This window comes from Candidatus Competibacteraceae bacterium, from assembly GCA_016699715.1.
Lineage (GTDB): Bacteria > Pseudomonadota > Gammaproteobacteria > Competibacterales > Competibacteraceae > Competibacter.
On record CP065007.1, the window covers coordinates 2,268,625 to 2,292,419 of the forward strand.

General features: G+C 61.6%; 21 protein-coding genes and 1 tRNA gene. 7 read left to right on the forward strand and 15 right to left on the reverse strand.

Features of this window, described 5'->3' with window-relative positions; all coding sequences use genetic code 11:
* Window positions 1-19: 19 nt before the first annotated feature.
* Window positions 20-742: a ribonuclease PH gene (gene rph, locus IPM89_10165; protein QQS53271.1), complete on the reverse strand. Its 723-nt coding sequence runs from the start codon at window positions 740-742 to the stop codon at window positions 20-22.
* A gap of 193 nt (window positions 743-935) precedes the next feature.
* Here rph and IPM89_10170 point away from each other — a divergent pair, with 193 nt between their 5' ends.
* On the forward strand, window positions 936-1,802 hold the full coding sequence (locus IPM89_10170; GenBank protein QQS53272.1) for a YicC family protein: 867 nt from the start codon (window positions 936-938) through the stop codon (window positions 1,800-1,802).
* A gap of 175 nt (window positions 1,803-1,977) precedes the next feature.
* On the forward strand, window positions 1,978-2,142 hold the full coding sequence (locus tag IPM89_10175) for a hypothetical protein (protein QQS53273.1): 165 nt from the start codon (window positions 1,978-1,980) through the stop codon (window positions 2,140-2,142).
* 35 nt (window positions 2,143-2,177) lie between these two features.
* Here the strand turns inward: IPM89_10175 and IPM89_10180 are convergent, their stop codons facing one another.
* The 6 genes from IPM89_10180 to IPM89_10205 all read right to left on the reverse strand — a co-directional run bounded on the left by IPM89_10180 (window position 2,178) and on the right by IPM89_10205 (window position 11,095).
* Complete coding sequence (locus tag IPM89_10180) at window positions 2,178-3,317, reverse strand: MliC family protein (protein ID QQS53274.1); 1,140 nt, start codon at window positions 3,315-3,317, stop codon at window positions 2,178-2,180.
* Between the two features lie 256 nt (window positions 3,318-3,573).
* A complete protein-coding gene (locus IPM89_10185; GenBank protein ID QQS53275.1) occupies window positions 3,574-5,040 on the reverse strand; it encodes a pyridoxal-dependent decarboxylase in 1,467 nt (488 codons plus the stop codon).
* Window positions 5,041-5,409: 369 nt separating this feature from the next.
* The gene (locus IPM89_10190) at window positions 5,410-6,156 is read right to left on the reverse strand and encodes a 3-oxoacyl-ACP reductase FabG (protein ID QQS53276.1); all 747 of its coding nucleotides are present in this window, start codon (window positions 6,154-6,156) and stop codon (window positions 5,410-5,412) included.
* A 90-nt stretch (window positions 6,157-6,246) separates the two neighbouring features.
* On the reverse strand, window positions 6,247-6,552 hold the full coding sequence (locus IPM89_10195) for an HNH endonuclease (protein QQS53277.1): 306 nt from the start codon (window positions 6,550-6,552) through the stop codon (window positions 6,247-6,249).
* 952 nt (window positions 6,553-7,504) lie between these two features.
* Window positions 7,505-10,420, reverse strand: a complete 2,916-nt coding sequence (locus tag IPM89_10200) for an ABC transporter substrate-binding protein (GenBank protein ID QQS53278.1) — start codon at window positions 10,418-10,420, stop codon at window positions 7,505-7,507.
* Between the two features lie 45 nt (window positions 10,421-10,465).
* On the reverse strand, window positions 10,466-11,095 hold the full coding sequence (locus IPM89_10205) for a DUF2934 domain-containing protein (GenBank protein ID QQS55870.1): 630 nt from the start codon (window positions 11,093-11,095) through the stop codon (window positions 10,466-10,468).
* 271 nt (window positions 11,096-11,366) lie between these two features.
* Here IPM89_10205 and IPM89_10210 point away from each other — a divergent pair, with 271 nt between their 5' ends.
* The 3 genes from IPM89_10210 to IPM89_10220 are packed head-to-tail and all read left to right on the forward strand — an operon-like array spanning window position 11,367 to window position 12,929.
* Entirely contained in the window at window positions 11,367-11,849 is a 483-nt protein-coding gene (locus IPM89_10210) for an META domain-containing protein (protein QQS53279.1), read from the forward strand.
* A gap of 4 nt (window positions 11,850-11,853) precedes the next feature.
* Window positions 11,854-12,492: an endonuclease III gene (gene nth / locus IPM89_10215; GenBank protein QQS53280.1), complete on the forward strand. Its 639-nt coding sequence runs from the start codon at window positions 11,854-11,856 to the stop codon at window positions 12,490-12,492.
* Entirely contained in the window at window positions 12,492-12,929 is a 438-nt protein-coding gene (locus IPM89_10220; GenBank protein ID QQS53281.1) for a DUF1841 family protein, read from the forward strand. Before nth ends, IPM89_10220 begins: the two co-directional genes overlap by 1 nt.
* Window positions 12,930-12,984: 55 nt before the next feature.
* On the opposite strand, the gene IPM89_10225 is transcribed toward IPM89_10220, so the two are convergent.
* Window positions 12,985-13,737, reverse strand: coding sequence for a DUF2189 domain-containing protein (locus IPM89_10225; GenBank protein QQS53282.1), 753 nt, complete (start codon window positions 13,735-13,737; stop codon window positions 12,985-12,987).
* Window positions 13,738-13,985: 248 nt separating this feature from the next.
* Complete coding sequence (gene glgA / locus IPM89_10230) at window positions 13,986-15,218, reverse strand: glycogen synthase (GenBank protein ID QQS53283.1); 1,233 nt, start codon at window positions 15,216-15,218, stop codon at window positions 13,986-13,988.
* Between the two features lie 221 nt (window positions 15,219-15,439).
* Here glgA and IPM89_10235 point away from each other — a divergent pair, with 221 nt between their 5' ends.
* Complete coding sequence (locus IPM89_10235) at window positions 15,440-16,174, forward strand: 16S rRNA (uracil(1498)-N(3))-methyltransferase (GenBank protein ID QQS53284.1); 735 nt, start codon at window positions 15,440-15,442, stop codon at window positions 16,172-16,174.
* Here IPM89_10235 and IPM89_10240 read toward each other — a convergent pair.
* The 6 genes from IPM89_10240 to IPM89_10265 all read right to left on the reverse strand — a co-directional run bounded on the left by IPM89_10240 (window position 16,171) and on the right by IPM89_10265 (window position 22,548).
* The gene (locus tag IPM89_10240) at window positions 16,171-17,181 is read right to left on the reverse strand and encodes an NAD(P)-dependent alcohol dehydrogenase (GenBank protein ID QQS53285.1); all 1,011 of its coding nucleotides are present in this window, start codon (window positions 17,179-17,181) and stop codon (window positions 16,171-16,173) included. The genes IPM89_10235 and IPM89_10240 overlap by 4 nt on opposite strands.
* Before the next feature lie 69 nt (window positions 17,182-17,250).
* Window positions 17,251-17,847: a plasmid pRiA4b ORF-3 family protein gene (locus IPM89_10245; GenBank protein ID QQS53286.1), complete on the reverse strand. Its 597-nt coding sequence runs from the start codon at window positions 17,845-17,847 to the stop codon at window positions 17,251-17,253.
* Window positions 17,848-17,865: 18 nt separating this feature from the next.
* On the reverse strand, window positions 17,866-19,149 hold the full coding sequence (locus tag IPM89_10250) for an MFS transporter (GenBank protein ID QQS53287.1): 1,284 nt from the start codon (window positions 19,147-19,149) through the stop codon (window positions 17,866-17,868).
* An 83-nt stretch (window positions 19,150-19,232) separates the two neighbouring features.
* Window positions 19,233-20,381, reverse strand: coding sequence for a slipin family protein (locus IPM89_10255; GenBank protein QQS53288.1), 1,149 nt, complete (start codon window positions 20,379-20,381; stop codon window positions 19,233-19,235).
* Window positions 20,382-20,849: 468 nt separating this feature from the next.
* Window positions 20,850-20,922 (reverse strand) — tRNA-Arg (locus tag IPM89_10260).
* 384 nt (window positions 20,923-21,306) lie between these two features.
* A complete protein-coding gene (locus tag IPM89_10265; GenBank protein QQS55871.1) occupies window positions 21,307-22,548 on the reverse strand; it encodes a multifunctional CCA addition/repair protein in 1,242 nt (413 codons plus the stop codon).
* Window positions 22,549-22,700: 152 nt separating this feature from the next.
* Between IPM89_10265 and IPM89_10270 the strand changes: the two genes are divergently transcribed.
* The gene (locus tag IPM89_10270; GenBank protein QQS53289.1) at window positions 22,701-23,771 is read left to right on the forward strand and encodes an aminopeptidase; all 1,071 of its coding nucleotides are present in this window, start codon (window positions 22,701-22,703) and stop codon (window positions 23,769-23,771) included.
* Window positions 23,772-23,795: the final 24 nt, after the last annotated feature.

Here is a 23,795-nt window from a genome sequence, read left to right on the forward strand (position 1 = left end):
GGTCATGCTCCGTCCGCGTTCAGGCCGGCAGCCCCAGCACTTCCCGCTGCTTGCGCAACAGGCGTTCGATGCCGCCGCGCGCCAGTTCCAGCATCGCCTGCAATTCCTCCATGCGGAAGGCGTGTCCCTCGGCGGTGCCCTGGAGTTCGATGAAGGCCCCGGCGTCGTTCATCACCACGTTCATGTCGGTTTCCGCTTCGGAATCCTCGGCGTAGTCCAAATCCAGCACCGGCAGGCCCTGAAAGATACCCACCGACACCGACGCCACCTGCCCATGCAGCGGGTTTCTCTTGAACGATTTTCTGCCGACCAAATGGCGCACCGCATCGGCCAGCGCCACGAAGCCGCCGGTGATGGCGGCGGTGCGGGTACCGCCGTCGGCCTGGATCACGTCGCAGTCCAGGGTGATGGTGCGCTCGCCCAGCGCTTCCAGATCCAGTACCGCGCGCAGCGCCCGGCCGATCAGCCGCTGGATTTCCATGGTCCGCCCGTCCTGCCGGCCGCGGCTGGCCTCGCGGCTGGAGCGGGTATGGGTGGCGCGCGGCAACATGCCGTATTCGGCCGTCACCCAGCCCCGCCCCTTGCCCTTGAGAAAATGCGGTACCCGTTCCTCGACGCTGGCGGTACAGATCACCCGGGTGTCGCCGAACTCCACCAGCACCGACCCTTCGGCGTGCTTGGTGAATTGACGGGTCATCCGGATCGGGCGCAGTTCGTCGGCGGCGCGGTTGCTGGGGCGCATGGCGGGGTTCCTGTGGTGAAAGCATCAAAACCTGAAGGGGCGGCACTATAGCAGAGTCGGAGTAAAATCGGCCGACGGCGCGGAGCCGCCGTCACGTCTTGAGCCGGAGCCGCCAGGAAAATTCGGTGCGATGGCGCGCTAAGCGGGCCAGATCGACCTAAGATGAAAGGATCATTAAAGACGAGGATAGCCCATGTTACGCAGCATGACCGCCTTTGCGCGCCAGGAGCAGTCCAGCGCCTGGGGCACCATTACTTGGGAATTGCGCTCGGTCAACCACCGTTATCTGGAAACCACCGTTCGTCTGCCGGATGCGCTGCGCGGGTTGGAGGTATTGGCGCGCGAGCGCATCGGCGGGGTGTTGAGTCGTGGCAAGGTGGAATGCACCCTCAAGATGCAGGCCGCCGGTACGACGGCGGCCGCGCTCACGCTGAACCGGCCGCTCGTCGAACGTTTGTTGGACGTCGCGGCGGAGCTGGAACACCTGATGGGGCCGGGCACCGGTTTGCGCCTGGTGGATGTACTGCGCTGGCCGGGCGCGGTCAACGAGGCGGAACCGGATCTGGACGAAGTCCGGCTGGCCATTCTCGATGGCCTGGACACGGCGTTGCGGGATCTGGTCGTCACCCGGGAACGGGAAGGTCAGCGTACCGCCGAACTGCTGCGGCAGCGTTGCGACGCCATGCGGGTCCAGGTCGAGCTGGTGCGCGCCCGCCGGCCCGAGGTGCTGGCTCGTTGGCGCGACAAGCTGCTGGGCCGGCTGGCCGATATCCCGGTCGACGCCGACACCGGCCGCCTGGAACAGGAGCTGGCGCTGATCGCCCAGCGCCTGGACGTGGACGAGGAACTCGACCGGCTGGACACTCATCTCGACGAGATTCAGGCCGTGTTCGAACGCGATGAGGCGGTCGGCCGGCGGCTGGATTTTCTGATGCAGGAGCTCAACCGGGAAGCCAACACCCTGTCCTCGAAATCCGCCGACGCCGATACCACCCGCGCCGCAGTCGAGCTGAAGGTGCTGATCGAGCAGATGCGGGAGCAGGTGCAGAACATCGAGTAGGGTTTCATCCCGCTTCACCTCGTCTTGCCCTACCCTGGAAAGCCGCTGTTTCAGCGGCTTTTTTGCATTCCGGCGTTGCAATCTGTCTCAGGCAATCATTGCAAATAGCCGGGTACACAAGCGCATCCACAAGGGTCTTTTGGCGCAACATGTTGGGTACGCGAGAGAAATTCGGATGAGCAACTTGAGCAACTTGAGCGATTTGCCGATTTGCCAATGGATCAAGGCGGGCAAACGCTTTGAAGGCCGCGGCGACGGTCATGGCTTGATCCTGCGTTACCGGGCGGTGGATGCCGTGCCGATGTGGCGGTTTCTGGAGGGGCTGGGGTATGTCAGTTGATTTCTGGTTCGTGGAAGATCCTGACCGCGGGTCGATCACTCCGAGTGGCAGCGATAGACCGTTTCACCATCGATCAGTAGCGCATCTCCAGCTTTCGTATGCAAGGTCAAGTCGCCATTGGAATACTTCGCGCCGGAACCGGAAATGACTTGAATCAGTGCGACTTCGGCTTGACCGGCATGGGATACATGCGCCACGGAATAGGATCGGGAGTTGTCATAACGGGCCTGCAATCGCGATCCATCCTCACAGTCATAGCGATAGACACTATCCTGTTCCGGTGTGGCAGCGGCGTCAAAGGCGGCGAAATACGCCCTACAGGTCTTGAGAAAGTCTTGTACCGGACTCTCCGCTCCCTGGAGTGGGATCGTTACCGGCACAAGGTTTTCAGCTTGCAAAACCAGTTCTCCAGGTTTCGAGAAGACCTGCCATAGCGGGTCGTCAATACCGATTGCCAGCCGTACACCGGCATATTCCGAGCTGTCCTTGAATACCTTTCCGGCATAGGTGGCGCTGAGACTCGGGCCTTGCAAGTTGACGTCGATGGGCTGACTGGGCGCGATATTACCGAAATCGATCAGCAAGTCGGCCATAAGCTCCGGTCCTCTTTGACCCTTTTCGCAGCTTGCTGAAAATGCGATGGCATCGGTCTCCGGGGTGCCAAATATCAAAAAAGTCTTTGGCTGACCGGAGTCTTCCGAGGAATAGGTTTGAACAAACCACTTCGCATCGCTGATGGGTGGTGTGGTGGGGCTCCAACCGCAATGAGTCTTGAAAATCTCGAATGCATCATGCGAGCCTTGCAATGCCAGTTCGGTGGTTTGGTCGCCAAAGCTAACCTTGAGGCTGCGGCCAGATTGCAGGGCTGCAATCAGGGAATCGTTTCGATCCAGCTCGAATTCAGGCGTATAGCCGATCTGGCCGAAATAATGCGTCACCGCTTGTCGCTTGAAGCTCTGGCCGTCGATATTCAATACAATCGGAAGTGCGGCATCTTCCTGACCGGTTGCCACCGCCGCCCAGTGGACGCTAACCATGGCAGGCTGCTCCGCACCCCTGCAAACGACCATCATGCCGATGTCATCGCCGCAATCGCGACAGTCGGTCAGCATGATTTTTTCCCCGCCGCCACTGGTGCTCCAACTGCGGGAGGCGGCAAAGGCGGATAGTGGCATGAAGGCGAAAATCGTCGCGAAGGCAGCGAGTACAATTGCCCATGACCGCTTACTCAAGCAGAAAGTGAGTAGGGGAGAAAGTAGTCTGTATGGCATGATCATTCAGTAGGGTTGCGGTGGTGTTGGCCGAGTGATCCATCGTTAATGAAAGTATCAAATCATTGCCCATGGCGATTCATGCCGCCTCGGTGCTTGGAGACCATCCGCACCACCCGTTCCCGCACTTCCAGTGAAACCTCATTGCCTTTTTCGCGGTTCAGGGCGTTGCGAGTTCGCTGACGAGTTCAGACCCGATCCGAAGAACGTCGGCGAGTAGTTCATCCGCGTGCGTCACTTCAGTTCGCGCTCCCAAGAAGCATGGGCGTAGCGCCAGTTTACCGCTCACCTGGGTCGTGCTCGGCAAGCTTCGATTTTCGCGAACAAGCCGACGATGCAGGTTTTGGTTGAGACGGTTCAGATTCGGGACGTCGGGCGATACATATCGGAAACAGCAGATCGAGAGGGTGGGCTCCAGCAACAGTTCGAGGTTTGGGTGTTCGCGGGCGGCATCGGCAACGCGAAGCGCCAAGTCATTGTGGCGCACGATCCTTGCTCGCATTCCTTCCACGCCAATTTCTCGAAGCAGCGCCCAGACCACGACACCGCGACTCGGAGCGCTCAGTTCGATCCCGTAATCGTAGTAGGGGATGCCGAAGTCGTCCAACGAGTGCTCGGCGGTCGGCGATGGCGTCTCTTGGTGAACCGCGCCCTCAAGATAGTCCGCCGGCTCTTGAGTGAAGGCCCGGTGCAGTAGCTCCCGGTCGCGGACGAAGGTGGCCGCTACCCCTACGGCCGCGCCCAGCCATTTATGGGGGTCAACGATGACCGAGTCGGCCTGTTCCAAGCCACGGTAGAGAGGGGTCTTCCGCTCATCGAGGATGCCGGGCAGTCCATACGCGCCGTCAATATGCAGCCAGATTTCGTGCTCTTTCGCCACTTCGGAGATGGCAAGCAGTGGGTCGATCGCGCCGGTGTTGGTGGTCCCCGCGTTCGCGACGATCGCCATGGGGATAATTCCCGCTTGTCGATCTTCGGTGATCGCGCGACGCAGGTCGGCGACCTCCATTCGGCCGCCCGCGTCACATGCAATCGGGCGTACCGCGCGCCGACCGATACCGAGCACGCCAGCGGAGCGCTGAATCGTGTGATGCGTTTCGCGCGTCGCATACACGCTTACGCGGCCGTATACGCCGGCTGCCGCCGGATCATGGCCTGCCTTTTCGAACGCGTGTTGGCGTGCCGCCCCCAGGGCAAGCAGATTCGCGACCGAGCCCCCTGAGCTGTATACGCCTTGCAGATGCCCGATGGAACACATCGAGGCCAGCCAGCTCAGGGAGAGATCCTCCAGGAAGTTGAATGAGGTCAAGAGGTAGCGCTGAGGCGCCGCGATGCTTGCGGCCGTCGATGCCAAGGTAGACGCAGTCGTCCCGCCCGTTGTGATGAACGAGGTGAACCCCGGCTTCGCCACTGGCGAGCCATTCGGAATCAGGTAGGTGACGAGTTCATCCGTGACCTGCTCGATTCCGATGCCTCGAAGCGGTAGGGCGGTGTCGAGGCGAGGACGCCATTCATGACTCGTTCGAACCGGATCGGCATGCTCGAAACGGAGGAATTTGTCCAGCGCGGCGCCGACTTGCGCGAGCAGTGCTTGTAGGTCACCAGTTTCGGCCGCGTCTCTGTACATTTTGATCTCTTCTCAGTCAGCACGTTGCATGTGCTACTGGAAACAGTGGCGCCGTGTGCGCACCAAGATGCGAAAGCTGTTGGCGCTGAGGGCGAGCAAATGGCAGGCAATCAGGGCTGGGCTCAGCAGTAAAGCCTGCTGGCATCTGTCGCGGACGTTGGCCACCCAGACCAGGATGACCAACAACTGGCTGCAAAGCCAGGGCTTGATTTGCGTGCGTGATCTCTGGATGAATGCGCATGGTTATGCCTGAGATCGTCGTGTGCTCCCTTCTTGTGAACCGCCTAGTGCGGACCCGCATGCTAGGTGGTGTGGGGAGGGCGGGTTAATCACCCGCCCTTACCCGATTAGGCGTCTGTTGATGAACTGCTAGGCGTTGAATCCTCCGTCAATGGTCAGGCTTGCGCCTGTGACGTAACCGGCTTCCGGGCCGGCAAGGTAAGCGACCATCGCCGCGACCTCCTCGACCGTGCCATAGCGCGGCAGCGCCATGAATTGCTTTTTGAGCATCTCGGCAAACTCGGTCTTGTCGGGGTTCATCTCCGTGTCAATCGGGCCAGGCTGAACATTGTTAATGGTGATTCCGCGCGTGCCGAGATCGCGCGCCAAGCCCTGAACTAGCCCTTGGAGAGCGGACTTGCTCATCGCGTAAACACTTCCGCCCTGAAAGGGCATCCTTTCGGCGTTGCAACTGCCGATGTTGATGATGCGTCCTCCTTCCTTCATATGCTTGACCGCCACCTGGGTCGCCACAAACACCGCCCGCACATTAACAGCCATCGTCCGGTCGAAGTCTGCAAGCGCGAAGTTGTCGATAGGACCCATTGCCAGGACGCCAGCGCTGTTGACCAAAATGTCGATGCCGCCCAATTCACTCACGGTGCGCTCGACCGCAGCGACGATTGCGCTGGCATCGGCACTATCGGCCTGAATGGCGATCACCTTGATCCCGAGCGATCGCGCTGCTGCGGCGGTATCGTTGGCCTTGTCGGGCGAACTGCTATAGGTGAATGCGACGTCAGCGCCTTCGCTGGCCAGACGTTTAACGATGGCAGCGCCAATGCCTCGGCTACCTCCTGTGACAAGTGCGCGTTTATTTTTAAGTGTGTGATTCATAGGATTCCTTGGGTTGGTTACAGAACTGACTGTGATACGCCCAACGTTTGAGTTCACCGGCTGCCGAAGGCAGTCCGGTGCAACGAAGTGTTAGTCGTCAGTGACACTGCGCGCTCCTTTGCCTAAGTTGCAGCGTTCGCACGCAGTTGCTAGGTTGGCCATTTCGTCGGTACCACCGTCAGCGACGGATACCTTGTGATCAATGTGAAGTGCAGTTTCAGCACCCGTGGCGCCGCAGTATATGCAGCGATACCCGTCGCGACTGAAAACTTGAAAGCGAACCTTTGACGACAGTGAACCCTTTCGCGACTTTGACTTCGCAACCTTGAAGCCTGCTTCTGTGCCGTAGACACTGAACTCGTGACACTCCGTGAAGTGCTTTGGATCAACGACCATCCAGTTCCATCGAAGATCCTCCTTTGGTGCCCGTTCGGCAACGAGTTGCTGGTGATTTCCATCGCGTGCGATTTCATCGGGGTAGGTTCGTAGCGATGAGCAATACAAGCCAAAGATTCGAGCCGTGACCTCAGGGCAGAATCCGTCGACGCCACGTAGCGAACCGTCTCGCCGTAGCCATGTTCCGACCGTCAACTCCATTGAGGAGAAGACGTCGGAGGCTTCCCACTGAGCTTCAAGCCGCGTTGCAACTCCGGGTGGAAGGTCAAGAGCTATCGCTCCGGCGGCCGCCGCGTGTTTCTGGCTCAGAAAGTACCGTGGGCATTTGTCGTTCGCCGCTAGTGGGCAATGCCGAGGCACCGCGCGCTTCACGCTTTGACGTGCGTACCAATCTTCGTCAGCGGGGGCAGGTGTAGGCATGATTCTTCTGACGGCTAACGGGCGCGAGTTGAGGGTCATCCCGCACGGAGCAGAGCTGCCGCCCGGCGGAGGAACGGCCAAGTTCCACCCGTCGTGGTGGGCGGCAGGGACGCGAGTACGGGACGACGAAGTCGCCCCGAAGGGGTGACGCTCGAACGAGAGTTCGACGGCGCGCAGCGCCGAGAACTCGAAGCTCGACTCAACTCGCGCCCGTTCGTCGGCGCGAAGCGCCGACGAACAAACAGTAGACCCCCTAAAGGGGGAGTTTATTTCACGCCCAAAAGGTGCATAATCAAAAAAATACATCGCGTTATATAAGCCTGTCAATGAGTTATCTTGAAATGACTATCCTATTTGATAGCATAAATACCCCTCCAGTGTTGCCACTCAAGACTCCAAAATTGCTCGATCAGGTTCGTGGAAAGATATGACTAAAACACTACAGCACCCGCACCGAGCAGGCCTATGCGGACGGGATTAAGCACTACGTATCAGGTCCCGCAAGATTATACGGACACTCGAAGCCGCGCTTTCAATCCGCTCTCCGTCGTATTCCCAGAGCTTCCAGCGGCAGGGCCACCTTCAACCCCTCCGCTTGGAGGCGCGTCATCACCGCCCGATTCACGGCAGTCTTAACTACTTCCGGCGAAACGATCTCCGGGTGGTGATGCACCTGAATCTTGTAGCGAACCCCGTAACTCTCCAGCGTATCGACCACGATCCGGATCGGCTGATCTCCCAGCACCGCCCCGGTCATCACGGCTTGACGGGCGCTTTCCTCCAACACTTGCTGGGCGCGTTCGACCGGTACGGAAAACTCCAGCACGACCGGAATTTCCATTCGGCTGGGATAAGTGGGACGGGAATAATTGGTGATCGCCGCATTGCTCATGATGCTGTTGGGGATGACCACCAGATTATTGTCCCGCGTCCAGAGACGGGTCGTGCGCCAGTTCAGTTCCTCGACCCGGCCGAACTGGCGGCCGTGCCAGCGGGTGGCGATGCTGATCCATTGCGACAGGGCAAAGGGTTGTTCCAGATTCAATACCAGGCCGCTGAAGGCATCGAGGATCAGGTTCTGCAGGGCGATACCCAGAATTAACGTCAATAACCCGGAAGCCGCCAAAATCGTGGTCAAGGGCCGCTCAAACACGAACGCCAGAATGCACACGCCGGCAATGCCGAACACCACCAGATTAACGAAGGTTCGGGCGACGTTCGGCACCGGATAACGGGTCCGCCGCTCGATGGGACGCCAGATCAGCGGCGGCAGCAGGGCCACTACAAACAGCGCCGGCAGCAGCCACCACAGGCTTTTGAAGAGCAGCAACATCAATTCGAGCTGGTAGAGTTCCAGACGCTCGGCATACAGCGTATTGAACAGGTCTTCCAGCAAATACAGCAGGCAGGCGCTGGTCACCAGCCGCATCAAGGCCATTGGCACCGGATAACGATGTTGCAACCAAGGTGTCCATGTGCTCAGAAACAGCGCGCCAAAGAGGATGAACCATGGCCAACTGAAGCGATCCGGTAAAAAGCGGGCGAGCTGGCGCTGGAGGGAAACCTCGCCCTGGTGGCCCTGGATGTTGGCGTAGAAATAGGAATACGGCAGCGCGATCATCGGAAACAGGGGATCGCCGAGCGTGCTGCGGTTATGGATTTCCTGATACACGGTAGCATCCCTGATCACCCAGCCGGAATCCGCCGCCAACACCTGTTCCGCCCGCAGGATTCGACCCCAACCGCTGTGTCCCTCGCTCAACCCCATGTTCTGGCTGTCGGTGACGAACACCAGCCGACTGTGGTCGAGGTGGGCGTCGTAGAACTGGATCATGAAGTCTTCGTTGCCGTCGATCAGATTGCGGTGCGTGGTGGTGTAGCGGAAGGTTCCCCGCACCCGGAACGCGCGATACTGTTCCCCCAGCAAGTCCCGGACAATGGTGGGCTTTGCCAGCCGGATCGGGGTAACGGCGTCCGGAAACACGATGTTTTCGGTATCCAGCTCGCCGCTGTAGCGGAACCATAAATCGAAGTCGGCTTGAAAGGTGCGCACCTTTTCGTCGATGGCTTGCAGCTTGTTCAGATGGATACCGGTGTAAACCACCTGGACGACCTGCAACAGGTTGTCGCCCAGATCGATGACTTTCTCACCCTGTGCCCGCAAGGTACTGATCAATTCCGGGTTCGTGACCAGTCGCAACTGCCGGGTGGCGGGGGTGATGTGCCCGTCTTTGGCGCGAGCGATGTAAATGGGCCGGATCGCATCGCCCTCCGCATCGAAATACAGCGGCCCCATCAGACCCGTCGCGGCGCGCGCCGGCGTATTCATGGCCGTGAGTTGCTCGCGCACGGCGTTGCGCAGGTCGGGCACATCGCTCAAATGGATGGCGGGCAATCGTTGCAGGGCTTCGGCGATCACCAGCGCGCTGTCGTAGGCGTAAATGGCGCTCCAGATGGGAGCTTCCCGATAAATCGCCGCGTAATCGTCGATAAACTGCCGGGCCGCCGCCGTTGCCGTGTCCGGGATGAACGGCGCGGCGATGTACATGCCGTCGGTGAAATGCGGGGGAGGGTCCAGGTCGGCGGTCGGCGGCTCTTCATCCTGATCGGCGGTAAAGCCGGCCAGCGCCAGCGAGTCGGTGCCGAGTAACTGGGTTTTCACGCCGCGCTTGCGCAGAGCCTGTACCAGGGGCCTGGCTTGCGGCGGGCGCAGGATCAGCAGGATTGCCTGGGTTTTGCCGTCCGCCGCCAGCAGCGCCGCCGTCTCCTCGATGGCTTCCGGTTCGGGCTGACTGGGCAGCGCAATCTGATGGCGGATGCGCAGTCCGATCGCGTCCGCCGTCAGGGTGAAGGTCCGGTTCAAGGTGGTGGCGTAGGTATCCTCCAGATGAACCACGGCCACGGAGGAATAATTCAGCACCGATTTGATGTAGTGGGCGAGGATACTCGCCTGCAAGCCATCGTTGAAAATGACCCGGAAATACCAGGGGTTGAACAGGGTCACATTGGGGTTGGTCGAGGTCGGCGTGACGGCGGGCACCTTGTACAGCCGGTATAGAGGGCCGGCGGCGCGGGAAGCGGTGCTGGAGCCGTGACCGATCACGGCGACGATATCCTCGCTGGCGCCGATCTGTTCCGCGACTTTCTCGGCTTGTTCGGCGCTGCGCCGATCGTCGAAAGGCTGGAGAACGAGGGGATGGCCGTGGATACCGCCTTCAGCGTTGATTTTGTCGGCGAGCAGTTGGGTGCCGCGCAGCATGGCGATGCCGGATGGCGCGTTGGGTCCGCTGAAGGCGTTGGCGACGGCGATCCTGATCGGTTCCGCTTCCAGGGACACTTGGCGCGAAGGCAGGCCGGCCAACGGGGTGCCGAACCGCCACAACAGTAGCGCCACGACCAGTACGAACATCGCCGCAAACACGGCGACGAACAGCGCCTTGCGCGGCAATGACCGGAAGGAAACCCAGGGGATTGGTTTGATCTGAATGAGTTCCTATTTCTGTTTGGGCGAACGCCGTCGCGATTTGGGAGCCGGGTTGGGTGGCGGGGGTGGATTGACGCTTTCGGCGCTTTTGGCGGTGGCGGTCGTTGCGTTTGCACCCGCCGACTCCAGGGTCTTTTCTTCCGCCGCCAGCCAGAAGTCGAGCGTCGAACCGTACTGGCGTCCCGCCGCTTCCCAAAGCTGGTAGGCTGTCTTGCGGATTTGATCCAGATAATCCACGGGCGAAAATGCTTCGAAGGTCTTGGCCAGGGCTTCCTCCTTGCCGATGCTGGCGCCAGCGGCGCGCATCGTGGAATTCATGAGGAGTCGCAGGTGTTTCTCGGCGGCGAGCCAGTAATCCAGCGAACGCTCCTGCCGCTCGTTGCTGGCCAGCCACATTTGGCGAGCGAGATCGCGGACGCGGTAGAAATAAAGGTTGCGCAAGGCCGCGGGCCAAGTGCTCGTTGCTTCCCAGGCCGAGGTCGCGGTGGTATTCGCCAGCCGGGCCGAGTCGGCCGCCAGCTCGATGACCATCCGCTCCGCCATCAACCAGAAATCGAGAGCACGGCCGACCTCGTTGCCGGCCGATTGCCAGATATGATAGGCAAGATTGTGAATTTCTTGTTCTAGATCGTTTTCCATGAGCCTGATATGCCTGTTCGTTGTCAGTCTACGTGGGATCAATCGGCCTCGCCAACAGGGTAACGAGGCGGTTGCGGCCCGAGCTGTTACCACCACAACTTTAGCTGATGGCGACGGTACCCTCTATTGGGAAGTGATATTTGACGCGTAAATCCCGGATAAAAATAGCCGACGGATCGGACGAGTTTGCTATCTTTCGACGGAGCGGGGTTTGAACCGAGCGGATGGTTTGAGCGGAACGCAATCTGGGCGAACATGCGAGGAGATACGGATGAGAAGTCGAGTTTCAGTGGTTTTCATGCTGGTGCTTTTTCCTTGGTTGGCGCTGTCCATGGCGTGTTCGAGCGCGCCCGGGCACGGGACGGCGGACGACACTCGGCCGGCGGACTCCGCAATGGGCAATGCTGGTTTGGCCGGCACTTCGTGGCGTCTGGTCAGGATGCTGGCGATGGATGATCGGAGCTATACGCCGGACGAACGCTCGAAATACACCCTCGCTTTCGCGGCGGACGGGCGGGTCGAGCTGCGGGCGGACTGCAATCGCGGCCAGGGTAGCTGGTCCGAGCCGGCGCCGGGCCAACTGCGCTTCGGCCGGTTGGTGACCACGCGGGTGATGTGCCCGCCGAAGTCCTGGTCCGATCGCTTCATCCGCGGCCTGGGCGACGTCCACTCCTATCGGTTCCGGGGCGGGCGGCTCTATCTGTCGTTGATGGCGGACGGCGGCCTCTATGAGTTCGAGCCGATGCCGAGCTAAAGGGGTGGACGCCGCACAAGTTCGTCTGCTCTTTAGCCGCCTGCAAGCCGCCTGTCCCAAGCCGACCACCGAACTACGTTATCTCAGCCCGTTCGAATTGCTGGTGGCGGTGATTCTGTCGGCGCAATCGACCGATAAGAAGGTCAACGAAGCCACCGCCCGGCTGTTTCCGCTTGCCAATACCCCACGGGCGTTGCTGGATTTGGGCGAGGCGGAATTGAAGGCGCACATCAAGACCATCGGTCTGTACAACGGCAAAGCCGCCAACATTCTCAAGACCTGCGCGTTATTGCTGGAACGGCATGGCGGCGAGGTGCCGCGTGATCGGGCGGCGCTGGAGGCGTTGCCGGGCGTTGGCCGCAAGACCGCCAACGTCATCCTCAACACCGCCTTCGGCGAACCGACCATCGCGGTCGATACTCATATCTTTCGGGTTGCCAACCGCACCGGACTGGCGCCGGGCAAAACCGTGCGGGCCGTGGAAGAAGGCTTGCTGGCCGCGACGCCGGAAGAGTTCAGGCACGACGCCCATCACTGGCTGATCCTGCACGGCCGCTATGTCTGCACCGCCCGCAAGCCGCGGTGTTGGGCCTGCCCGATCCGCGATCTTTGTGCCTATCCCGACAAGAGCGAGGTGAATTGATGTTCGGCAGCGACCGCGACGGTCTGCGTCGCTACTACCGCACGGTGTGGGAAAAAGCCGGCTCCGATCAGCCGCTGGAACCGCTGGAACGCCTTATCGCCGAGGTGATCCGCGAGCATTCCGAATATCAACCGATCTTGACCGGGGGCGAGAGCACCCTGTCGCGCGACTATACCCCGGAGATGGGGCAAACCAACCCGTTCCTGCACATGGGCATGCACCTCGCGATTCGGGAGCAGTTGGGCGGCGACCGCCCGGCCGGCATTCTCGCGGTTTACCAGCGGCTGTGCCGGCGGCTGGGGGACAGCCACGCCGCCGAGCATCTGATGATGGAATGTCTGGGCGAAACGTTGTGGGAGGCGCAGCGTGGCGGCGGCGAACCGGACGAACGGGTTTATCTGGAACGGCTGCGGCAACTGGCGCGGAAGGTCCGATGATCGCGCATGAAAAAACGCCAGCGTTTGCTGGCGTTTTTCGTGCTTGCCCGGAGGGTTACAGAGGTTGTTGCTCGAGATCGTTATCCTCGACCAGATCCTTGTAAGCGTGCCAGCTGGCGTGACCGATCAGCGGCAAGGTGATGGCCAGACCGAGATAGAAGGTGACCAGCCCGATGCCGGTGAAGATCACGATCAAGCCCGCCCACAATGCCATGGGCGCCGGATTGGCCTTCACGGCGGTAATGCTGGTCAACACGGCGGTGATGAAATCGACTTTCCGATCCAGCATCATCGGAATCGACACCACGCTGATCGTGAACACGACGGCGGCGATGGCCGCGCCCACCACGGTGAAGACGATCAGAAAGGTCAGGCCGCTGCCCGAGAAAAACATTTGCGCGGTCGAGGTGTCGAGGGTTGTGTGTTGACCCGCGATGATCAGGGCAAACAGCAGCGTCGACAGTCGCGCCCAAACGATCATGAGGATGCCGATCAGGATGCCGAACAGCGAGATCGGCAGCACGTTGCGTCGCCAAGCCGTCAGCGCGCGGCCCAAGGTCGCCGGCTGGCCGGTTTCCAGGCGACGGCTGATGTCGTACAAACCCATGGCCAGAAACGGACCCGCCAGCAGGAAGCCCGTGGTCAGCGCCAGTGCATACTGGAAGCTCGATTCGACCAGATAGACCAGGACATAGCCCATGGCCACGAACAGCAAGCCGTAAGGGATGCTGGCGACGGGTGCCCGCCACAGATCCTTCCATCCGGCGGCGAGCCACTCCCAGGGCTGGTCGAACGAGATGAGGCGCACTCTGGGTGTGGTCAGGGAACTTTCAACAACGGGAATGGAAGTCACCATCAAATCCTCCTCAGTGATGTTGCAACGCAAAACAATGATTTATTGTAGGTTCGCGTTTGTATGGCCCCACATGTCGCAGCTGTGATTCCATACAGCAGAAGACTATATGAAGGCGAAAGAGTTGCAACAATAAAACAGGGGCTCGGTGGAGCCCTTGGGAGCGGGAGGGTCGAGAAGCCGCGCGGAGCCGCCGGTTCGGGCTAGCTCCGCTGTGGCCGCAGCCGGCGGTAAAGATCGTAAGTTTGTTGGGCGATGCTGCGCCAGCTATAGTGCCGTTCGACCCGTTCGCGGCCCGCCTGACCCATGCGTTGCAGCAATTCCGGGTCGTTGACGAGGCGGTTGATGGCGTCGGCCAGCCCGCGTTCGAACTTGGCGGGAGCGATGGGATCGTGCGGCGGCGCGGGCGACAGGTGCGGGTCCACCAGCAGGCCGGTTTCGCCCTCGACCACCACTTCGACGATCCCGCCGGTCGCGCTGCCCACCACCGGCGTGCCGCAGGCCATGGCTTCCAGATTGATGATGCCGAATGGCTCGTAGATCGAGGGGCAGCAAAAAATGGTGGCGTGTGAGTACAGCGCGATGGTGGTCGCGCGCGGCAGCATCTTGGGAATCCAGACGATGCCGGAGCGCTGAGCTTGCAGTTCCTGCACGATCTCCTCGATCTCGCGCTGCATGCTTAGGGTATCGGCATCGCCGGCGCATAGCACCACTTGCAGTTTCGGGTCGAGGTGCGGGATGGCTTGCAGCAGGTAGTACAGCCCTTTTTGCCGGGTGATCCGGCCGACGAACAGCACGAAGGGGCGATCGGGGTCGATGCCGAGCTGGGCGAGGGTTTCGGGTTCGTTGACCGGTTGGTATTCCTCGGTATCGATGCCGTTGGGGATCATCACCACCCGGGTCGGCTCGACATCGAACAGGCGCAGGATATCGTCGCGAGTGCTGCGCGAGACGGCGATGACGGCGTCGGCCATTTCCAGCGCGGTTTTTTCGATCCAGCACGAGAGGTCGTAGCCGTGTCCGAGTTGGTCGCGTTTCCAGGGTCGCAGCGGCTCCAGTGAATGGACGGTGATCACCATCGGGATGTTGTAGAGGATCTTGGCGAGGATACCGCTGAAGTGAGCGTACCAGGTATGGCAATGGATGATCTCGGCGCAGCCCTCCAGATCGTCGCCGAGTCCCTGGCCGACAAAAGCCAGGCAGGTGCTCAGGGCCTTGAGCGGCGAGACGAAGGATTGCGGACAACCGGCAAAGTGGGTGGTATCCATCTTGATGCCGCGCACATGCAACTGGCCCTCGTCGACCGTTTGATCGTGAAAACTCCGCACCTCGACCGGGGTCAGCTTGGCCAGCTCGCGCGACAGATATTCGACGTGAACGCCGGCGCCGCCGTAAACGTGGGGGGGATACTCGTTGGTGGTCAGCAGGACACGCATTGTTGTTGTGCTCCCTTGGTCGGGCGGGCGGCGGAAATTGGAGGGATTCCGACGGTGCGTTCGGTCGGAACGGGATTGACGGTGAATTATGCCAAGCCCAGCACGGTTTTTGAAAGGGCGGCGTCGTGATCGGCGGTGTTGTGAATGGGATTCGGAACGCCGGCGCCCCACGCGCAAGGCGTAAACTTCAGGCTAATGACAAACTCGCAAGGTCGGATCGAATGCGTGTTCCCCGATTTTATCTGCCCGCGCCGCTGGTGATCGGCGCGACCATGCCGCTGGACGAGCGGGCGTTCAACCACGCCGTGCGAGTCTTGCGGCTCAAGCCCGGCGCGTCGTTGGTGCTGTTTGACGGCGAAGGCGGCGCGTTCGCGGCGACGCTGGGCGAAATCGGCAAACGGGAGGCATGGGCGCGGGTGGCGGAAGCGCTGCCCGATGAGGCGGAGCCTCCGCTGCGGATCGTGCTGGCGCAGGGCATTTCGCGCGGTGAGAAGATGGACCATACGGTGCAAAAGGCAGTGGAACTGGGGGTCGCCGTTATTCAACCGCTGTTTGCGGAACGGGGTGGCGTTGGCCTGTCCGGTGAGCGGCTGGCTCGCAAGGTTCAGCACTGGCGGGGCATCGTGATGGGCGCCTGCGAGCAATGCGGTCGCAACCGGTTGCCGGCATTGCGGGAGCCCTTGGCGCTGGCCGCCTGGTTGGCGTCGCCGATGGCGTCGGGTCCGCGCCTGCTGCTCGATCCACTGGCGGAACAGGGCTTACATGGTCTGGAGCCGCCCACGGGGACCATGACGTTGCTGATCGGTCCCGAGGGCGGCTTGAGTTCGGCGGAAATCGCCCAGGCGCGGACGGTGGGATTCACCGGTGTCCGCCTGGGACCGCGCGTCTTGCGGACCGAAACCGCCGGTATGGCGGCGCTGGCGGCGGTGCAAGCGCTGTGGGGCGATTGGAATTAGGCGAAGTCGTTTTCGAGCACGATCCGATAGCGGGCCTTGCCTGCCTCCAGATGTGCCATTGCTTCGTTGACCTGACTCATCGGGAAGTGTTCGGTCACGGGCGCGATCCGATGCCGGGCACAGAAATCCAGCATCTTGCGGACGGTGGCCGGCGAACCGAGCGGCGAACCCGAGAGGCTCTTTTGCCCGCCGATGAGGGAAAAGGCGGCGACCGGGATCGGCGAGAGCACCGCTCCGACGGTGTGCAGTCGCCCTTTGGGTGCCAGCGTGTTTAGAAACGCCGGCCAGTTCAGATCGACATTGACAGTCGAGAGGATGAAGTTCAGCGAGCCGGCGATCTGCTGCAGTTGCGCGTCGTCGCGGGAATTGACGATCCGATGCGCGCCCATGCCCAAGGCTGCGTCGCGCTTGGAATCGCTGGAGGTGAACGCCGTGACTTCGCAACCCCACTTGTTCAGGAACTGGACGGCGAGATGACCCAAGCCGCCGATGCCAACCACCCCGACCCGGTCGGTGGGCTTCACGTCGAACTGGACGATGGGATTGAAAACGGTGATGCCGCCACAGAACAGCGGCCCAGCTTTCTTTATATCCAGGCCAGGCGGTAACAAAGCGGCCCATTCGGCATTGCAACGTACTTTGTCGGCAAAGCCGCCGTGGCGGCCGACGATGGTTTGCTCGCCGCTGGCGCACAGATTGTGATCGCCGCCCATACACTGGTCGCAGCTCATGCAACTGCCGCTGAACCAGCCCAGGCCAACCGTGTCGCCCACCTTCAGATGCTGGACGTGATCGCCGATCTGGGCGACGACTCCCACCACTTCATGGCCCGGTACCAGCGGATAGGTGCTGTTATGCCAATCGTTATGTAACATGGATAGGTCGGAATGACAGACACCGCAGGCAATGACGTCGATCTCCACCTGCTCCGGTTTCAGTTCGCCGGGATCGTACTCGAACGGGGTGAGCTTTCCTTTCGCTTCGCGGGCGGCGTAGGCTCGAATCATGAGAGGTTCTCCACGGTGTTGAATGCCTTTCAAGTTTAGGGGTTCTGTCCTTGACTCATCGACCCGTACTCAGTGACTGGTGGTTTTCGATGGAGTTTGCTTGGGACAAAAGGCCTTCAGGGCATTATTGATTTCGTCGAGATCAAAGGCTTCGGGATCAAGTTCGCCACCCAGCCATTCCAGCATGTCATGATGTTCGGGGTGCGCGGGATCGCCCATGATCTCGATCAGACTTTCATAACCCCAGACGCCGCCGCAGTCTTCGGGCGGGCAGGCACGTTTTCCCTTGATACAACAGGGAACTGGAACCGAATCGTCATGGGGGAGGATTTTTTCCAGGGTGATTTTATGGTCCCAACCATCGCCAAAGTCATATTCGTATTTCAATGAATCTTTTTCCGTGCTCAGAAGTTGCGATAATCGGTAGCGGGCTTCGTTCTCATATTCCAGTTCGCCACCTAAGCCATCGTCGTGTGGGCCATAACTGGTTCCGTGCGCGGTGAATTGATGCAGATGCCCGTTCATCCAGCCCATGGTTTCCTGAAGAATCCTGTGAAAGATATCCAGTCTGACGTCGCTTCGAACCAGGAGGCGTCTCCAAATAGGAGGTTTGGAGTCAAGCAGTGTGATTTTTAACTGGTAGACAGGCGGTGAAGGTTTTTTCATGGATAGGCGTTTCCAGAGTTATCGTGGATTAGCACTTTTTCTCAAATTATTTTCAGGCGGCTCCGAAAGATCCAGTTCCGGTTGAGTGTCGGTCTGCGGCAGCATTTCCAGGGCGACCGGCGTCGTGCGCACCATCAGCACAAATCGCCCTTGCTTGATCAGCGGAATCGGCACGGCCCAGATCAAGCGCAGCAACCCCAGCAGGCCCAACAGACCGAGCGCGGCCGCGGAGTAGGCGGGGAGGGTGCCGGGTCCAAACCCGTCCATCAGCGGGCCGCCGAGCGCCGGACCGGCTATCGAACCCATGCCGAAGATGAGCAACAGGCCGCGAGTAGCGTCCAGCACATCGCCGGGTGCGCTCAAACGATCGTTCATGTGGGCCACGCTCAGGCTGTAGACCGAGAACATCAGGCCGCCGTACAGGAAGGCGCAGGCGATCAGCGCCGTCAGCGATTCATACATGACCCGCAGCGCCAGCAACGCGGTCAGGGCGGCGGTGACACTCACCAAGGTTAGCATGAAGCGTCGGCTGTAATGATCGGACAGCCGGCCAATCGGCCATTGCAACAGCGCGCCGCCGAGGATGGTGGTGCTCATGAACAGGGCGATGCCTTCCTCCGACAATCCCACCCGTTGCGCGAACACCGCGCCCAGGCTCCAGAAAGCGCCGCTGACGATGCCGGCGATGAACGCGCCGCAGGCGGCCAGCGGGGCCAACCAGAACAAATGAGCCAGACTCACGGAGGGGTTCGCCAACGGTTGGGGGGCATGGATACGGGTGGCGGCGATGGGCACCAGTCCCAAAGTGAACAGCATGGACGCAACCGCGAAAAGCGCCAAAGCGCCAATGTTGGCGCTCAAGATCAGGTATTGTCCGGCGGCCAGGCTGACCAGTGTTACTATCATGTAGATGGCGAAGACCCGGCCACGAGCATGGTGTGGCGCCTGTTCGTTGAGCCAGCTTTCCACCACCGTGTAGACGCCGACTACCGCAATGCCGGTGATTACTCGTAGCACCGCCCAGGCGAGCGGATGGACGATCAACCCATAACACAGCACGGATGCCGAGCCGATCGCCGCCAGCGCCGCAAAGCTGCGAATGTGGCCCACCCGCCGAATGAGCGCGGGCACCAGAAAGGTGCCCATGACATAGCCCAGGAAATAGGCCGCCATCAGCGCGCCGATGGCGGTGTTGCTAAAGCCTTCCAGCTGGGCCCGGATGCCCAGCAGGGTGCCCAGCAGCCCGTTCCCCACCAGCAGTGTTCCCAGACCCAACAACAACATGGTGATGGTGCCAGACATGCAAATTCAACTCTCGACGGCGGGATTAGGGCCTCACTCCCGCAAGCGGGAGTGAGGTGAGGGGGAGGGTAGTCATTAAGCCATCAATGCGCCGGCAGGTCGATGCGCACCGTATCGCGCAATACGCCATCCAGGCCGCCGAACACGGTCAGCCGTTCGACCTTGTCCACGACCTTTTCCAGCGCCTCCAGTTCCTTCAGGCGCAGCAGAATCGGGTTCTCTTCCATTAGCTTCGCCGTGTTGAGCAGCGAGCGGGTGGCGGCGACTTCCTCGCGCCGGCGGATGACGTTGGCCTGCGCCGCCTTTTCGGCGGTCACCACCTGGTTGAGAATATCCTTCATCTCACCGGGCAGGATCACGTCCTTGATGCCGACCGTCTCCAGCTCCAACCCGTGCGGGTTGACCCGTTCCGCCACATAGTTCCGCACGACCCGATCCAACGGGTCCTTGTCGCCGAGCAGGCCGTCCAGCGGCTGGGTGCCGATCGCTTGCCGCAAACCGAACTGCAAGGTCCGGTACAGGTACTCGGCGATGTTGCCCAGTTCGCCACGCGCCTTGACCGGGTCGGCGATCCGGTACACCGCCGACAGGTTGACCCGCAGGCTGACCTTGTCCTTGGTCAGAATTTCCTGGCCGGACACTTCCACGGTCTGCAAACGCAGATCCACGGTGTCCACCTTGATTACCCGATTGAAGCGCCAGAAGGCGTGCAGGCCAGGCGGCAGGGTACGGACCAGCTCGCCATCCACCAGCAGCAGGCCGATGTGGTTGTCTTCGATCTCGGCGGCCAGAATGAAGCCGTTCAGGTTCTTGGCCAGGGCGGCCGAGGGCCGGGTCAGCAGAGCGGCATGCGCGCGCGACAGGGCGTAGTCGGTACCGATATCCAGCATCTCCACCTTCACCTCGACCGGGCCGCGCCAGTACGCCTGCCGGGTCGCCGGCGGCAACACTCTTTCCAGGCGGCCGTTCTTGTAGATCAGGCCGACCTGGTGTTGGCCGGTTTCCACGACCTGGAAGTGCCGTTCCATCAAAGCCGGCTCGGTTCGCAGCAGCACATCCAGCCACGGGTGATTGAATTCGGCCACGGTCAGGTCATGGCGCTGCACCTCGTGACGGCGCAGCGGATCGAACCAGCGGTAGACCCCCGGTTCCAGAATGGCCGCCAGCCGGCGGTCGTACAGGTGAAGCCCACGCTCGTTTTGGGCAATGACCATTCGCTGGTAACCCAACATCTTGGTTCTCCTTGTGAATATATTTTGGGTTTTCCTGTTCCGCCGTATCCGGCGGGCGAGCGTGGCGTGTTGCTATCGGCGCCGTTTCCGGCCCGCCACCGCCGAGCGTCAGGATGTCATTGAGAGCGGTTCCTGCCGGTTGCGTTAAAAAAACAGGGTAGAAGGGATTGGGAGCGCGCCCCACGCCCACGCGGCGGACGCCGGGGCGGGATCGGGCGGATGATCGGCGGGCCTGCCGCTACGCCGGGCATCCTTGCCCGCTATCGCCGCGACCGGCTGGCCCATCATTGGCGTCGATCCGTTGCCCGCCGCGCAAAGCCGCGCGGGCGCCGCGGGTCAGCCACCGCCTCGATGCCGAAGCACCGCAGCGATGATTGCCCGCCGGGACGGCTCCCGGGTGTTGCGAGGATGGATGTTGGTAACATCCAGAGCGGATTCGAACCGCAAGCCTGTTCAGGGCTTTAACCCGTGAAAAGGAGGGAGTTGAACCCTCGACCGTCTGGTTCGTGGCCAGATGCTCTACCCACTGAGCTACTTTCCTCGCTTCGAAGTCCCACCGTCGCTCGATACACGCCGTGCGATGGTTAGCGTGGGCGCGCCGGACCGGCATTCAGAACCGGTACCGCTGTGCGGCGGCGAGGCTGCTTCGAACTGCTAAACCCTCTCCCGCCAGCGGGCGAGGGCTGTGAACGGTATAAAACGCAAAACCCCGGAAGGCGAACCGCCGACCGGGGTTTTGGGTTCCCGTTCGGAGGGTTGCCTGGCGCCGACCCTCCGAGCTGAATCTCGTGGGGCCTACGTCGGGTCCACCGCCGGCGCGCAAGCGCGCAAGGCCGGCAAATACCGGTCGACGATGGCTGAAAAATGGGGTTTGCAATTGATCGGGTTCATGGGGGTGCGGATTATAGCCAGAAAAATCATCGGGTCAAGCATTGTCGCCGGTTGAGAACGTCCGCCGCGCCTCGGTGATCGCCGCCAGCCGTTCCAGTCGCAGCGCCTCGGCCAGCGCCAGCCCACTCAAGCCCTGTTGCACCAGCGGTCGCGCCGGCACGGCGGCGGCGGCTTGGTAAACCCGCCGCAGCAGATCCGCCTGCGGATAGTCCCGGTTTTCCAGTCCCAGCCGGCCGCGCGCGTCGGCTTCGCAGGCGAGGAGGAACTGTTCGAAGCGTTGTGGCTTGCGCAGGGCATCCAGGCCCAGCAAGGTGTTGAGCAGGGTTTGCGGACGCAGCTCCAGCGCGCGGTGGCAATGCATGTGGCGATGGGCGGTCGCCACAGCCAGTTCGCGGTACACGTTCGGAACTCGCAAGCGCTGGCAGAAAGACCGGACCAGATCGACGCCGCGCTGTTCGTGACCGCGATGGCTCGGCCACTCCTCGGGCGGGGTGGCCCCCTTGCCGAGATCGTGAACCAGCACGGCGAAACGGGTGACCGTGTCCGCTCCCAAGCGCGCGGCCTGAGCCAGCGCCATGAGCGTATGGACGCCGGTGTCGATCTCGGGATGGTGAGCGGGGGGCTGGGGCACACCGAACAACCGGTCCAGTTCCGGGAAAATCCGCGCCAGCGCGTCGCAGTCGCGCAGGGTTTCGATAAAGCGCTCCGGCCGCGATTCGCCCAGGGCGCGCACCGTTTCCGCCCAGACCCGCTCCGGCACCAGATGGTCGACTTCCCCGCTGGCGACCATGGCCCGCATCAGGTCCAGCGTTTCCGGGGCGATCCGAAAGCCCAGCGGCGCATAGCGGGCGCTGAAACGGGCGACGCGGAGAATCCGCACCGGGTCTTCGGCGAAAGCCGGCGAGACATGGCGCAACCAGCGGGCTTCGAGATCGCGGGCGCCGTGGTAAGGGTCGATCAGGCGACCGTCAGGGTCGCGGGCCATGGCGTTGATGGTCAGATCGCGGCGCTGGAGATCCGCCTCCAGCGTCACCTCCGGCGCGGCATGAAAGCTGAAGCCGTGATAGCCGGGCGCGGTCTTGCGCTCGGTGCGGGCCAGTGCATACTCCTCGTGCGTGTCCGGGTGCAGGAATACCGGAAAATCCTTGCCGACCGACCGAAAGCCGCGCGCCAGCAACTCGTCCGGCGTGGCGCCGACCACCACCCAGTCGCGTTCCCGAACCGGCCGCTCTAACAACTCGTCGCGCACCGCGCCGCCGACCAGGTAGATTTCCATATTGTTTGCGTTCATCGCTTGTTCGATTATGTTGGATGGCCATCATGATACCTGACGGGCCGCCCCACGGGTTTTGTGGTCCGCTGGCCCGGCGAATTATCGGAAACACAATGCGGCCGCGAACGAGACGATCGATACTCTGGACACTGGCGGTGGGAACCGGGTTCGCGCTGGGTCTGTCCGGTTGCGCCGAACTGGCTTATTACCGGCAGGCGGCGGTGGGGCAGTGGGCATTGTTCCAGGCCCGCCGGCCGGTGGCGGCGGTGCTGGCCGAGCCGGCGATCTCCGCGGAACTGCGCCAGCGCTTGGAAACCGCGCAAGCGCTGCGCGCCTTCGCCAGTGCCGAGTTGGTCCTGCCCGACAACGACAGCTATCGAAGTTACGCCGATCTCGGGCGACCCTGGGTAGTCAAGAATGTCTTCGCCGCGCCGGAGCTGAGCCTGGAGCCGCGCCGCTGGTGCTTCCTGGTGGTCGGTTGCCTGAGCTATCGCGGCTATTTCGAGGCCGGGGCCGCGCAAGGCTTGGCCGAGGCACTGCGGGCCGGTGGCGACGATGTCTATGTCGCCGACATTTCCGCCTATTCGACGCTGGGCTGGTTCGATGATCCGCTGCTGAATACCTTCATCGGCTGGCCGGTCGGGCGGTTGGCGGAACTGATGTTCCACGAATTGGCTCACCAGCGCTTGTACGTGGCCGACGATACCGCCTTCAACGAAGCCTTCGCGACCGCGATGGGCCGACTGGGCGCGGAACGCTGGCTGGAACGGCACGGCACGCCGCGCGAGCGAGAGGAATACGCCGCCGATGTCCGTCGCCGCGAGCAATTTCTGGCACTGGTGGCGAACGCCCGCGAACAACTGTTGGCGGTCTATGCCTCATCTCGCGACGAGGCGGCCAAACGGGCCGATAAACAACGTATCTTGACCCAACTGCGCGAGCGCTATCAGGCATTGAAACGCGAGTGGGGGGGCTATGCCGGCTATGACCGCTGGTTCGATCAGGATCTGAACAATGCCAAGCTGGCCGGAGTCAGTACCTACCATCAACAAGTCCCGGCGTTTCTGGCGTTGTACGAACGGGAGGGTCGGGATTTCGCGGCGTTTTATCGGGCGGCGGAAGTCATTGGACAGTTGCCGCCGCCGGAGCGGGAAGCACGGTTGCGGATGCTGTCGGTGCTGTCCCGGCTTGCGGCAAAACCAGCCCCACTGTTTTCATCGAACTGATAGCGACCCATTCATAAAGCCCAC

What these genes read in the sequence shown, in the direction of transcription:
- rph (QQS53271.1), bottom strand. Translation starts at nt 742, where the DNA reads ATGCGCCCCAGCAACCGCGCCGCCGACGAACTGCGCCCGATCCGGATG.
- IPM89_10170 (QQS53272.1), top strand. Translation starts at nt 936, where the DNA reads ATGTTACGCAGCATGACCGCCTTTGCGCGCCAGGAGCAGTCCAGCGCC.
- IPM89_10175 (QQS53273.1), top strand. Translation starts at nt 1,978, where the DNA reads ATGAGCAACTTGAGCAACTTGAGCGATTTGCCGATTTGCCAATGGATC.
- IPM89_10180 (QQS53274.1), bottom strand. Translation starts at nt 3,317, where the DNA reads ATGCCACTATCCGCCTTTGCCGCCTCCCGCAGTTGGAGCACCAGTGGC.
- IPM89_10185 (QQS53275.1), bottom strand. Translation starts at nt 5,040, where the DNA reads ATGTACAGAGACGCGGCCGAAACTGGTGACCTACAAGCACTGCTCGCG.
- IPM89_10190 (QQS53276.1), bottom strand. Translation starts at nt 6,156, where the DNA reads ATGAATCACACACTTAAAAATAAACGCGCACTTGTCACAGGAGGTAGC.
- IPM89_10195 (QQS53277.1), bottom strand. Translation starts at nt 6,552, where the DNA reads ATGGTCGTTGATCCAAAGCACTTCACGGAGTGTCACGAGTTCAGTGTC.
- IPM89_10205 (QQS55870.1), bottom strand. Translation starts at nt 11,095, where the DNA reads ATGGAAAACGATCTAGAACAAGAAATTCACAATCTTGCCTATCATATC.
- IPM89_10210 (QQS53279.1), top strand. Translation starts at nt 11,367, where the DNA reads ATGAGAAGTCGAGTTTCAGTGGTTTTCATGCTGGTGCTTTTTCCTTGG.
- IPM89_10220 (QQS53281.1), top strand. Translation starts at nt 12,492, where the DNA reads ATGTTCGGCAGCGACCGCGACGGTCTGCGTCGCTACTACCGCACGGTG.
- glgA (QQS53283.1), bottom strand. Translation starts at nt 15,218, where the DNA reads ATGCGTGTCCTGCTGACCACCAACGAGTATCCCCCCCACGTTTACGGC.
- IPM89_10235 (QQS53284.1), top strand. Translation starts at nt 15,440, where the DNA reads ATGCGTGTTCCCCGATTTTATCTGCCCGCGCCGCTGGTGATCGGCGCG.
- IPM89_10240 (QQS53285.1), bottom strand. Translation starts at nt 17,181, where the DNA reads ATGATTCGAGCCTACGCCGCCCGCGAAGCGAAAGGAAAGCTCACCCCG.
- IPM89_10245 (QQS53286.1), bottom strand. Translation starts at nt 17,847, where the DNA reads ATGAAAAAACCTTCACCGCCTGTCTACCAGTTAAAAATCACACTGCTT.
- IPM89_10250 (QQS53287.1), bottom strand. Translation starts at nt 19,149, where the DNA reads ATGTCTGGCACCATCACCATGTTGTTGTTGGGTCTGGGAACACTGCTG.
- IPM89_10255 (QQS53288.1), bottom strand. Translation starts at nt 20,381, where the DNA reads ATGTTGGGTTACCAGCGAATGGTCATTGCCCAAAACGAGCGTGGGCTT.
- IPM89_10265 (QQS55871.1), bottom strand. Translation starts at nt 22,548, where the DNA reads ATGGAAATCTACCTGGTCGGCGGCGCGGTGCGCGACGAGTTGTTAGAG.